The sequence below is a fragment of the Nonomuraea antri genome, assembly GCF_013283785.1.
Taxonomy (GTDB): Bacteria; Actinomycetota; Actinomycetes; order Streptosporangiales; family Streptosporangiaceae; genus Nonomuraea; species Nonomuraea antri.
In genome coordinates this window covers 1-11,433 of record NZ_JABCPZ010000298.1, presented here as the reverse complement: position 1 = coordinate 11,433, position 11,433 = coordinate 1, and the positions used below count along the sequence as shown (strand labels likewise).

General features: G+C 63.9%; 11 protein-coding genes and 1 tRNA gene. 6 read left to right on the top strand and 6 right to left on the bottom strand.

Annotated features, from left to right (window positions below; genetic code table 11):
• Positions 1-141: 141 nt before the first annotated feature.
• Positions 142-1,007, bottom strand: a protein-coding gene (locus tag HII36_RS49370; protein ID WP_407940895.1) for an IS5 family transposase whose coding sequence is annotated in 2 segments (ribosomal slippage) — positions 142-639 and positions 642-1,007 — 864 coding nt in all. Because the reading frame shifts where the segments join, the coding sequence is not laid out codon by codon here.
• A gap of 48 nt (positions 1,008-1,055) precedes the next feature.
• On the opposite strand from HII36_RS49370, the gene HII36_RS49365 reads away from it, so the two are divergent.
• Both HII36_RS49365 and HII36_RS49360 read left to right on the top strand, forming a co-directional pair.
• Positions 1,056-1,781, top strand: a complete 726-nt coding sequence (locus HII36_RS49365; RefSeq protein ID WP_236004864.1) for a ZIP family metal transporter — start codon at positions 1,056-1,058, stop codon at positions 1,779-1,781.
• Positions 1,782-1,835: 54 nt separating this feature from the next.
• Positions 1,836-1,912: transfer RNA gene (locus HII36_RS49360), tRNA-Arg, on the top strand.
• A 246-nt stretch (positions 1,913-2,158) separates the two neighbouring features.
• Here the strand turns inward: HII36_RS49360 and HII36_RS49355 are convergent.
• From HII36_RS49355 to HII36_RS49345, 3 genes are all read right to left on the bottom strand, one after another.
• Positions 2,159-2,671 carry a hypothetical protein gene (locus HII36_RS49355; RefSeq protein WP_173530335.1) on the bottom strand — a complete coding sequence of 171 codons (513 nt, stop codon included), beginning with the start codon at positions 2,669-2,671 and terminating at the stop codon, positions 2,159-2,161.
• Between the two features lie 26 nt (positions 2,672-2,697).
• Positions 2,698-3,534, bottom strand: a complete 837-nt coding sequence (locus HII36_RS49350) for a tyrosine-type recombinase/integrase (RefSeq protein ID WP_236004862.1) — start codon at positions 3,532-3,534, stop codon at positions 2,698-2,700.
• Positions 3,535-4,025: 491 nt separating this feature from the next.
• Positions 4,026-4,199: a hypothetical protein gene (locus tag HII36_RS49345; RefSeq protein ID WP_173530334.1), complete on the bottom strand. Its 174-nt coding sequence runs from the start codon at positions 4,197-4,199 to the stop codon at positions 4,026-4,028.
• A gap of 420 nt (positions 4,200-4,619) precedes the next feature.
• On the opposite strand from HII36_RS49345, the gene HII36_RS49340 reads away from it, so the two are divergent.
• Genes HII36_RS49340 through HII36_RS49325 form a run of 4 tightly spaced genes read left to right on the top strand, consistent with a single transcriptional unit; the run spans position 4,620 to position 6,458 of the window.
• Positions 4,620-4,922 (top strand): hypothetical protein, encoded by a 303-nt coding sequence (locus tag HII36_RS49340; RefSeq protein ID WP_173530333.1) that lies wholly within the window; start codon positions 4,620-4,622, stop codon positions 4,920-4,922.
• A gap of 15 nt (positions 4,923-4,937) precedes the next feature.
• Positions 4,938-5,456 (top strand): SNF2-related protein, encoded by a 519-nt coding sequence (locus HII36_RS49335; protein WP_328808244.1) that lies wholly within the window; start codon positions 4,938-4,940, stop codon positions 5,454-5,456.
• Positions 5,449-5,883, top strand: a complete 435-nt coding sequence (locus HII36_RS49330; RefSeq protein ID WP_173530331.1) for a helicase-related protein — start codon at positions 5,449-5,451, stop codon at positions 5,881-5,883. The genes HII36_RS49335 and HII36_RS49330 overlap by 8 nt, the downstream gene beginning before the upstream one ends.
• Positions 5,883-6,458, top strand: coding sequence for a hypothetical protein (locus tag HII36_RS49325; protein ID WP_173530330.1), 576 nt, complete (start codon positions 5,883-5,885; stop codon positions 6,456-6,458). Before HII36_RS49330 ends, HII36_RS49325 begins: the two co-directional genes overlap by 1 nt.
• A 19-nt stretch (positions 6,459-6,477) precedes the next feature.
• Here the strand turns inward: HII36_RS49325 and HII36_RS49320 are convergent, their stop codons facing one another.
• Complete coding sequence (locus tag HII36_RS49320; RefSeq protein ID WP_173530329.1) at positions 6,478-7,899, bottom strand: phospholipase D-like domain-containing protein; 1,422 nt, start codon at positions 7,897-7,899, stop codon at positions 6,478-6,480.
• A complete protein-coding gene (locus HII36_RS49315) occupies positions 7,892-11,281 on the bottom strand; it encodes an AAA domain-containing protein (protein ID WP_173530328.1) in 3,390 nt (1,129 codons plus the stop codon). The genes HII36_RS49320 and HII36_RS49315 overlap by 8 nt, the downstream gene beginning before the upstream one ends.
• Positions 11,282-11,433 lie beyond the last annotated feature (152 nt).

Below are 11,433 nucleotides of genomic sequence, written 5' to 3'. Positions count from 1 at the left end.
CACCACAACCCTGGACTTCGCCCTTCGCTGGTCCACCCGCCGACGCCAGGACCAAGCCCGCGCCCGCAGCAGCCACTACTGGAAACGATGGCTCAAATATCACGAAATCAGGTTGTAGTACTAGGACCTGTCTTCAAACGATCACAACCATTGCAGGATGCAGGCGATGGTGACCACAGCGGTGTAGGAGCTTGCGGTCTTGTCGTAGCGGGTGGCCAGGCCACGGAACTGCTTGAGCCGGTTGAAACAGCGTTCGACGACGTTGCGGCGCTTGTAGAGGGTCCGGTCGAAGCGCGGTGGCCGGCCACCACGCGATCCGCGCCGTTTGCGGGCGGCGATCAGATCACTGCGTTCGGGGATGGTGCAGGCGATACCGCGCCGGCGCAGGTAGGCGCGGATCTTGCCGGTGCTGTAACCCTTGTCGGCCACCAGATGATCCGGTCGGACGCGCGGGCGGCCCACGCCCACTCGTGGAACCCGGATGGCGGCCAGGACCTGCTCCAAGCGGGTGCAGTCGTTGACGTTGCCGCCGCTCAGGCAGAACGCCAGCGGCCGTCCGGCGCCGTCGCAGGCCAGGTGGATCTTGCTGGTCAGCCCGCCGCGGGATCGGCCGAGCGCGTGATCCGGCTCCGCTCCTGTCCGGTGCCCCCTTTTCGGGCCCCGGCCGCGTGCTGGTGTGCCCGCACGATGGTGGAGTCCACCGCCACCAGCCAGTCGATGTCCCCGCGCGCGTCAGCCTGGGCCTGCACAGCCTGCAGCATCGCGGTGAACGTGCCGTCCAGCGCCCAGCGCCGGAACCGGGTGTACAAGCTCTGCCAAGATCCGTACCGGGGCGGCACGTCCCGCCAGGCCACCCCGGTACGGATCTTCCACACGATCCCGTTCAGCACCCGCCGATCGTCCTCTCGCGGACGCCCTAACCGCGCTGCCGGGAGGAACGGCCGCAACCGCTCCCACTCTTCATCACTGAGCTCATGACGCCGGATCACCTCACGATGATCCCCCATCTAGATCACCTTTGAAGACAGGTCCTAGCCTGGAGTTTCATGCCGATCATGCTCTCCCTGGCAGCCTTCCTCATGACGCTGCTGGGCGGGCTGGTCGCCGACCGCGTCAAGAAACGCCGTCATCTCGTCCTCGGCGCCGCCGCCGGCGTGATGCTCGGCGTGGTGGCCTTCGACCTCCTCCCGGAGTCGCTGGCCGGCAGCCCCCCGGACGTCCACGGCGTCCCCCTGCCCATGCTCGCCTTCGCCGCCGCGTTCCTCGGCATCCACATCGTCGAACGCGCGATGGGCATGCACACCGCCCACGAAGGCGACTACGCCGCGCATCACCACGCCCGCACCGGCGTCGGACTCACCGCCGGCTCGGCCCTGGTCGTCCACAGCCTCCTCGACGGCGCCGCGATCGGCGCCGCCTTCCAGACCGACGCCTCACTCGCCGTGGCGGTCGCGATCGGCGTCATCGCCCACGATTTCACCGACGGCTTCAACACCTACACCGTCACGTCCCTGTACGGAAACGCCCGCCGCCGCGCACTCACCCTCCTGACCCTGGACGCCCTCGCCCCGGTCGCAGGCGCCACGCTGACCTCACTGATCGCCATCCCGCATGTCGTGCTGAGCGCGTACCTCGGCCTGTTCTCCGGCTTCCTGCTCTACCTGGCCACCTCGGACATCCTCCCCGAGGCCCACACGTCCAGCCGCCGCCCCCTCCCCACCCTGGCCGCGACGGTGTCCGGGACGCTGTTCATGTGGGTGGTGATCGGGCTGTCAGACTGACACGACGAAAACGTGTGCATGACAAGTCGCCGGATCATGCACAATAAGGCGGAGGCGCCCTTAGCTCAGCTGGATAGAGCACCGGACTTCTAATCCGACGGTCGCAGGTTCGAATCCTGCAGGGCGCGCCATCGAGACCAGCTCAAATACCGTCTGAGCTGGTCTTTTGCTTGGATGCGGCTTCCGCTCGACATGCAGCCGTAGGCCGCCGAGAGCCCCTGTCTGTCGGTGGTCCCGGGATATACGCGGGATGAAAGAAGCCACGTTTCCGCAGGTCGAGGCCAAGTTTCGGGACGTGTGCGGGATGATCCCCCAGCGCACGATGAAGGGTCCCGGAGTGATCCGAGACCCTTCGTCCGGCAAGGTACTCCCATGTTCTACGGTTCCTGATCAGCCTCCGCGTTGCGCCACCCTGATGCGGCATCGGCGATCTTGCGTGCCTGCTGTCGAAGCTCGTCGTCACTCGGCGGAGTCCCACGCAGGGCTTCCCAGTCGTCGATGAGGAGGATCAGTTCCCAGATCTCCTCGGGGGTGGTCCATCGATCTCTGAGTTCAAGGATCAAGAAGTCGGCGCCCTTGCCGAGGGGGAGTGTGCCTTCCGCTATGCCCTGCGCGACATCGTGAGCAATTGCCCACGGCTCGCGCTGGAGATCGATGGACGGGAAGCCGCTTTCTGTGAGTACCTGGCGAACCAGCGGCTCAACCTCATTCATGGGTCCGATGGACAACGCGTGGCCCGCGAGTTCCCAGACAGTAGGCGTATCCAGACCGGCTTCGATGAGCTCACAGGCCAGCCACCCGGCGTCCGTCACGCTCCCCAGGAGCCGCCCCCAAAGGAGATCGCCTCTGAGTTCGGCCAGACGATCTCTGAGCTCAGCTGGGAGATCCATCGGGCCAGTATCCCTCGATCGATCCTTCATGAGGCCAGCGCACCCTCTATCCGCTGGTTGGCCACCTCGCGTTGCCCGTCGATGCACTTGGTGTAGACCCGGAGCATGACGTCTACCCCGTGGCCGGCCCGTTCCGCCGCTTCAGGTGCGTGGACGCCGGCATTCAGCCACAGCGAGACGGCCGCGTGCCGCAGGTCGTACGGTCTGCCCGCCAGGGGAGAGGCGACCTGGTCGGGAGTGAGCGCGTAGGTTCGGGCCTGTTTCCAGATCTTGGCGTAGGCCGAGCCGGAGATCACGCCGTCTGTCCTGGTCCGGAAGAGGCGTCCGTCCTTGGCCGTGCCGTGCGTGTCGAGGTGTGCCCGGAGGATGGCCACCAGTTCGGGTGGGATTGGTACGGGCCGCGTGCTCTTCGCGTCCCGGTGCTTCAGACCGCGCTCGTCATGAGCCTTGCCGGAGTCGGTGAACCGCTTGTTGCTCTGGGGGGCGGTCTTCTCCAGTGTGAGCAGGCCCCACCCGGATGCGGGAAGGTGGCAGTCCTTCTCCCGGAGCCCGGCCGCCTCAGCCGGTCGCAGGCCACCGAAGTACATGCAGGCGAACATGGCCGCCAGCATCGGCCCGCGGGTCCGGCCGCAATAGGTGACGGCGACGAGAAGCTCCCGCGCCTGGGCCGGATTGACGACGACGCGTCGATCTATCTCACCACTCGACTTGGCGCGGCGCAGCTTCACTCGGTCGAGCGGATTTGCCGAAAGCTCTTCCAACTCGACGGCGTACTCAAGCGCGTGATGGAACACCGCCTTCTTGCGCCGGAAGGTGGAGGCTGCTGCCGCTGAGCCATCAAGGAGGAGCGCGAAAGCCTCCAATGCGGCCCGTGCGTGCTTGGCGTCTTCCAGCGCAGTGATGGGTAGTGACGCGGTTTCCAGCCAGCGCAGCGCACTAGCGATCTCGGGCGTCCGGGGAGGCCGGCGGTCGGCGGGGATGAACGCGAAGTTCCGCAGCGCCCGCCGCAGCGTCTCGTCATAGGGTCGGCCCGGACGGTCGGTGAGGACGCGGTCGTGACCGATGACGAGGCTGATGGTGGCTCACAGGGTCGTGGTGGCGGCAATGGGATGGTTGTAGCGGCGGAGGGGGGCGTCCAAGCGAGGTTCTGTTCCTGAGCGGTGAACACGTCCGAAGGACGCTGGACGTCCTTGATGGGTCATACCAGCTGTCGATGATGCGCTTGTCTTTCGCGCCGCCTTGGGAGATTTGCGCCGGATTCGGTGGACGTCGGGTTGGCGCACATGGACGGGTGGTGGGCGCACATACGTGGGCGGGGCCCGATCCCCGGCTCAGGGATCGGGCATCTTGCTTGTCACGGGTTGCTGCTGAACCAGCTCAACAGCCCCCACAAGGTAGCCCCTCCCGCGGCGAGCTCGCCGAGGATGGCGGCGGGCCACGTCTTGCCGTCCGCGAGCATGAGGGCGGCGGCAATGGTGATGGCGGCGATAGCCGCGAGAACGATCAGGAGCACACGTTCGGGTGACATGTGGTCAGTTCCACCAATCTGTGAGCGGACACAATACGGCCAGGGCAGGGACCAAGCGGCGTGTTCGCCCTGGTCGCAAATAGCTGCATCCGGCGTGTGTCTGTCTAGGGCGCCTCTCCTTCTCCCAAACGACGCTCTTGGTGGTACAGGGGCTTATCGTACGAGAAAGCCCGAACCCATGTGGCAGATTCCGGCTCATGTGCCTGCTGGCGTCTACATGGTGGAGTTGGCTCTGGCACTGGAGCTGACGAGCGGGCAGCCTCGCGCCGAGGTCATGGAGGATCTCGGGCGGACAGGGGTGGCCAAGGCCCTGGAGGCCGAACGCACGCATATGGGCGATCTGCCGCTGACGGTCATCTCCAAGGCGCCGCACCCGGTCCGGGCACCTACTACGAATACTTCGCCAGCAGGCCACCGGACGTGGCGGAGCGCTATAACCGGGTCTGGGGACGCATTCAAGCGGATCTGGCCCGCTTGTCCAACAACAGTACGCTCGTCGTCGTCGTCGTCGTCGTCGTCGTCGTCGTCGTCGTCGTCGTCGTCGTCGCCGCCGCCGCCGCCGAGCGAGCCGCGCATAACGTCCAGGTCGATGAGCGCGGATTGTTAAGGCCATTGCCGAGACGTGCGCGAAGGTGCGGGCGGCGGATTGGGGCGGCCGTGCCTGATCTACATAAGGTTCGCAATTGTGCGGGACTGGCGGACACAATATATTGCCGAAGCTGAACGTCTTCTTGGTCGATTCGTGGGAGGCCTGGTCGGTTAGAATCGGCCAACCCCGGACTCTTCGGCGACTTGTCGCAGTTTCGCCGACTGCATGGTAGCCAGTCTGACCATCACGATCGCGAGGCCATCGCCCGCGTGCAAAGCCTGATTCAACCGTTCATGCTGCGCCGCACTAAGAGTGATCCGGCAATCAGCGCGAACTTCACGAATAAGATCGAGATCACGCACGTGGTGACGCTGTCGGATGAACAGCGAGGTATGTATGAGAATCACGTCCAAGACGCATTTGCGCAAGTTGAGCAGTCGACAGGAACAAGCTCTCGCGGGACGTCCGTTCTTGCATTGATTACCGGCTGCCGGCAGATAGCAAACTCGCCCGCACATTTCTATGAGGCGTCACCCAGCTCGTTTAGTGATCCTCGGATAAATGCTGCACACTCGCCCAAACTCGTGCGACTAGAGAACATCATGAGCGATATTCGAGACCGCGGGCAGGCCGCTCTCGTCTTCACCAGTTTACAAGGTGATGGCTAAACTCCTCGAGGCCCACCTTGCAACGTGCGGATATCGAGTCACGGTATTCGATGGCGATGTGCGCGCACGAGACCGAGAGACTCTCGTCGATTCCTTCCAGGCAGGCGATGGCGAGGTGATGATTCTCACCAAGAAGACCGGCGGAGTCGGGCTAAACCTAAGTCGAGCCAACCACGTGATCCACTTCAATCCGTTCTGGAATCCAGGAGTCGAGGATCAAGCCACCGACAGGGCTCACCGCCTTGGCCAGGCTCACGACGTGACAGCTCATTATCTCATCGCACGAGGCACGATCGAAGAGAAGATATTCGCACGCGTCGTTAACAAGCGGTTGCTCGCGGCCAAGATTCTTCCTTCAGGCGAGCATGATCCTCGAGAATTTGACAACACGGAACTTCTCAACCTCGTAGGTTTGAGGTGCCGTTGATGGCCTGGAACATGCTGGATTGCGTCGAAGAGAACAATATCCCTGAGCCGCCGCCACAGGCGCCCACGCTGAGCATGCTGGCGCTCGTCATCAAAGACTCGGGTCAACGAGCGCGCTCCCTACGCGAGGGGAATGGTCCTGCCTCGGTTGATCCTGTCCTGGACCTTGTGCGGCTGCTGAACGACGTACTAGACCTCCCCCAAGAACACCTCCGTGTGGTAGCAGAGCGGGCGCAAGTGGCTCTCGCCCAACTTGCCCGCCTTCGCCTCGCCTACCGATACGGCGGCCTTGTCGGCTCACAAGTGGCCGCGTATCCGGCAGAAGCCCCGTCCCAGCGTCTGCACCAAGCAGCCGAAATGATTAACACTTTGGAGATCACGCCAAGACCCGATCTCAAAGTCCATCAGAACCGCATCACCGACTTGGCTAACGGGATTGAGATACGACTCGGCCCAGACGATCGTTGGTATCCCTTCACCATCCAGCAACAGGAGTGGGCTCCTGCACCAGAACACAGCCAAGACGCCGTCGCAGCCTACCAAGCAGCAAGGGTCAGACGCTCCATGAGACGGTGATGTCTGGTGCGCGCAACAATCAGTGCCTAGCGGCTCGAGCGATCAGAGCGACATAGTGGTCGTACTGCTCGTCGACGTGCGCTTTGTCGCGGACGAGTGTTCCTTCCTCTGGTCGGTAGGTATGCGTGGGTTGGTCGCGGAACGACAGCCAGTCGAAGCCGCTGCTCACCCAGGTGTCGTCGAAGATCAGGATGTTGGGGTTCCGTTCGGCCACGTGAGCCACTGTGAGCTGAGGGTATCGGCGGGCTAGCGTGCGCAGCCGACCGAGAGCGCTCTTGTCATTGTGGGTGAGGTCGCTGCCAAGGCCGTAGGCGATGTGGGCGGTCAGGGTCGATCGGCGCAGCAGGGTCTCCATCTTGGCTATGAAATCGCCAGTGACTACGGCATCTCGCACGAATGGGGTGGCCAACAGGAATCTAGTGCGGGCGGTCTCGAGCGCGGTCATCAGTAGTTCTCGGTGCTCGAACAGCGGCACTGAGCGGACGGTGAGGGCGTCCAGGTCGGCGCGGGCGGTGACGCTCTCATGTCTCTCGGTGTGCGACAAGACCGTGGAGGGTGTGCCATCGTCGGCTGGCAGCGGGGTGTCGGCCCGGCGTTGCAGGTCGCGAACGGCGTCGTAGGGAGTGCGCTGCTGGCGTAGCGGTGCCGGCAGGTCCGGCTCGCCGACGGCGGGCGCGATTTCTATTTTAGTCCGTTCCAGTCCGCCGACCAGGTGCAATGCGCTGTCGTGGGGCTCGCTAAGCGTGTCGTCGACGACAAGGTTGAAGCGCTGGTCATCGGCCGTGTCTGAAATGAAGACCAGCAGCACTGCGGGCAAGTAGAGCCGCGGCTGGCGGGTGATCGCCTCGACACTAAGAAGTTCGACTTCCGGGCTGCCGTTGTCCTGCTGGACCTGATGCAAGAGCTGATTGAGCCGCCGTGGGGTCACATCACTGGTGGCCACTTCCGCAGTGCGAGCAGACGGAAGAATCAGCATGCCGAGCGCCTCGGCGTCGGCCCGGCTAACCAGATCGGATCGGCTATGCGGGGTCGGTTTCCACAGCAGCCGGTCGAACGCCGACTGGTACTCGGTGCGTTGCGGGGTAACCGTGGACAGTTCCTCGACCGCGCGCTGGCCGCCGTAGGTAAGCAGGACCTTGTGTCCGCCCAGGCTGTCCGGCCGGTATTCGATGGTTTCGGCCGACAACTGGTGCACAACAGCGTCCGAGACAGTCGGCTCATCGATGCCCAGCACGGCCGCCATATTGCTGATCTTGTGGATGCCGTGGACAGCCAGTCGCAGCACGAACTCGTCCACCAGGGGGAGCTTCTTGCGTTGCTGCGCCACCACGTCGAGCGTGAGTAGAGACACCGGCACGGCTGCTTCGCCAGCGTAGGCGAGCCGGTAACCGGGGTGCTGGTCGCTGTAGCGGCGTGCCGCGATGATGGTGGTGTCAGCCATTGCTCGCGTCTCCGATCCTACAGGTGGCGCCATGTCGCCGAATGTGGGCCAGTACCTTGCTCAGCGGGCCGCGTACCGATTCGCAGAATGCAGCGTCGCCGACGATGATCAGGCCGTATCGTGACCGGGACATGGCGACGTTGATGCGCCGCCAGTGCAGCGGTCCGAGGAACCCCAGCTTGCGCTGATTGTTGCTGCGGACCACGGAGTAGAGGGTGACGTCGGCTTCGCGTCCCTGCACGGCGTCGACGGTATTGACCTCGATCTCCAGCTTCTTCGATCGTAGACCGGCGGCGGCGTGTTGCAGCCGTTCCCTCTGCTTGCTGTAGGCGGTCAGCACCAAAACCCGCAAGGGTCTCCCACCCGGCGGTGTGATGACTTCTTTCTCCAGCGCCGCTCGCAGGGTGGTGATTGTGCGGCGGATAACGTGTACTTCACGGTGGTTGACCATGCTGGTGCCGTCGGCTTGTTCGCGCCGATCTAGCATCGCGCCGGTGTCCAACCAGGTGACCGGCTTGTGCAGCATGTCCCAGCCAGGCAGTGCATCTGTTGGCATCGACACTAGCTGACCGTCGTAGAAGCAAGCTGACACGAGGTCACCGATTCCGGGGACCATCCGGTACTGCTTGGTCAGTTGGTATATGGCGGCAGCGGGCGCGTGGTCCAGCAGTCGTTGGAACAGGCTCTGCTCGATGTCAGCGCGTTCGAGTCCATGCCGCTCCATCAGCTCAGGATGGTCGAGGACTTCTTCTTGCATCGGCGGAAGCTGGTTGGAGTCGCCGACCAGCACCCATCGTTTGGATCTCGACAACGGCACCAAGGTTTCGGTCGCGGTCGCCTTCGACGCTTCGTCCAGGATGCACAGGTCAAACTGGAGGTCTCGGACGGCGGGGTGCGACAGGAACCCCAGACAGGTACCGGCGACTACTCTCGACGCGCGCAGCACCACCCCCTCCAACTCTCGGCCCGATTCGATCCGCTGGAACCACTCTGCTTGCAGGGTCAGCAGGTCGACGAGTTTGCGTAGTTGTTCATCGTCGCCGACGATGGCGTCGAACGCGTCCCGGGCGATCTGCAAGGTCAACTCCTGCGGCAGGTCCAGATCTCCGCCCAGAGCCAGGTTGGCCCGCCCACGCAGATCGTCGATCCGGTCGCCGAGCGCCTGGACGCGGTCGTTGAGCGAGGCGGTCTGCGCTTCGGCGTCCTGCTCCCCGAAATCGGGCAGCTGACCATGCACCCTGCTGGAGCTCGTGTCGAGACCGTCCAGCCGAGCTCGGGTATTGCCGAGTTCGCGCAGCGCCTCAATCAGCTCCAGGATTGCCGCCGCACCTTCTACGTGGCCAGGGTCAACGCCAAAAGCCGTGGCACGTCGTTTCAGTTCAGCCTCGGCCCGCTGCCGGACCTCACGGATCACCCCTGGCATCTTCTGGTCAAGCAGATGCTCGCGGGCCTCGGCGGCGATCCGCGGGTCGTCGTCCTTACCGAGCCTGACCAAATGGTCCACGCCGGCTTCGGAGAGTCGTACGAGTGCGTTGTCGACCGCGACGTGGGCCTGACTGACCAGCAGAATCCGCGTGTCAGGCTTGCGCGCCAGCTCCTGTTGCACCAGTTCGGTGATGAAGCTCGTCTTGCCTGTCCCTGGGGGGCCCTTTAGTAGGAAGAAATCGGCACTGCCCATCGCCGTCATGACGGCGGTCTTCTTGTCGTCGTCCAGCGCTTCGCTCGACCACTTGTCGATCTTTCTGGCAATCGGGATAGCGATTCGCGTGGGATCAAGCAGCAGCGTACGCAACTGCGGACGGACTGAGATCCCGGCGCGGACGTTGGCGACGGCCTCGCGCTGTCGACGCAACGCCGACGCGGCCGGCGCGGAGTGCCGTGCCAGCTCACCGGAGGGCGGCAGGCTCTTGATCTTTCTCGGGTAAGCGAGCGTGATGGTCGTGTCGTCCTGGGCGATTACGACGCCGGGACCACCGACGGGTCGTCCCGCCGGGCCGCGGCAGATCCGCTCCTTCCCCAACAGGTCGGAGTCGCTGGTCTCGCGGAGGTGGAACCTGACGCGACGGCCATCGATGTCGACCGACTTGTACGCCAACGGCGTCTCCCGCTCGAGTTCGAGATTTTCCTTCGCTTCGAGCAGGTCGATCCACTTGTCGAACATCACGTTCTCGGCCCGACGATGCTTCTCGTCGTCCAACCGGATGTAGTGGTCGTCGACGCCGGCAAGAACCAACTCTTTGGCCGCCATGGCCGCTGCGGGTGGCTGGGGGCGCGACGTCCACACGATCTGATCGCTGACCGGCCAGCCCCGCCGACGCAGTCCTTCAAGGACCGCTTCAGCGGCATCGTTGACCTTGGTCAGGACAAACTCGGGCCGGTCAGGCTGCACCGCGAGCCTTAGGCGACGCTCTCGACCAATTAGCTCTAACGTGTCGATCGACACGTTACCGACGCCGTCGGTGTACCTCAGCAGATGAGCACCTTGGGCTAGCTCACTGGCAATGGCCTGCTCGATCGCATCGGCGTCACGGTTCAGGGGCAGCGCGGCCAATCTCCGGGCCGCGTCCTCGCTCACCCGCAGTTGCAGTCGATGGATGTACGTCGAAAAACGGCGCTGACGGCTGGACTGGATCTCCCGGAGCCGACTGCGTAACACCACCGCGTTCTGCGGCCGGGCCAGGGGGTCCAAGCTAGTGCACTGGGCGAGCAGGTCATGGACCTGTGGTGGCACATCAAGGTCGGCCAATGCTGCCGGGATGTCGGGATAGTCATCGAACGGGCCACTGGTGAGGCAACGCAATGCGGTCGCGGCGAAACCCCACACATCCCGGCTCGCGCTAGCCATGCCCTGCAGATCCGGTGGTGCGTAAGGACGCGAGAAGTGCTCGACGAGGGTAAGCCCCTTGATCAACTGGCTGCGAATCTTGCTGATGCCAAAATCGGCCAGCATGGGGGTCCCATCCTCGGCAATCAGGATGTTCGCGGGCTTGACATCGCGATGGACAACGTCCCGTTGATGCGCGTGGGCCAACGCCTCGACCAGCGGGAGCCCCCACTGGTCAGCGAAGTCGTCCCAGCCAAGATCCCCGTCCGGTGGTAGGACCTCGGGCAGGTTCTTATCCAACCAGGGCATGACCAGATAGAACGCGTCCTCATGTTCATCTTCGCCGAAAGCGTGCAACGAGACGATGTTTGGGTGGTCCAGCAGGTGGAGGGCCTCCATCTCGCGGCGAAAGTACTCCTTTTGGACCTCATCGGCTTCACGCCGCGAAATGAGTTTCAGGGCGACCTGGGCGCCATCCTTGCCGTCGATCGCCTTAACGACCTTGCCCTGACCGCCGGTGCGCTCGATGTCACCGCCGACGGCATACCTGTTCGCCACTAGACGCAACGCTGAGTCCCCTCGTCGTGTTCGGGCGCAGGAAGCATATCGAAACTAAGTCGAATTGAACGGCCGTTCGAAGGGCGAGCATCTTTGCTCACCACCAGCCTGACTCGTCGAACCCATCACCTGACCAGCTCATCCCCCCGAAC

Coding starts and splice junctions, on each gene's coding strand:
- HII36_RS49325 (WP_173530330.1), top strand. CDS start 5,883: ATGGCCTGGAACATGCTGGATTGCGTCGAAGAGAACAATATCCCTGAG.
- HII36_RS49355 (WP_173530335.1), bottom strand. CDS start 2,671: ATGGATCTCCCAGCTGAGCTCAGAGATCGTCTGGCCGAACTCAGAGGC.
- HII36_RS49320 (WP_173530329.1), bottom strand. CDS start 7,899: ATGGCTGACACCACCATCATCGCGGCACGCCGCTACAGCGACCAGCAC.
- HII36_RS49345 (WP_173530334.1), bottom strand. CDS start 4,199: ATGTCACCCGAACGTGTGCTCCTGATCGTTCTCGCGGCTATCGCCGCC.
- HII36_RS49365 (WP_236004864.1), top strand. CDS start 1,056: ATGCTCTCCCTGGCAGCCTTCCTCATGACGCTGCTGGGCGGGCTGGTC.
- HII36_RS49330 (WP_173530331.1), top strand. CDS start 5,449: ATGGCTAAACTCCTCGAGGCCCACCTTGCAACGTGCGGATATCGAGTC.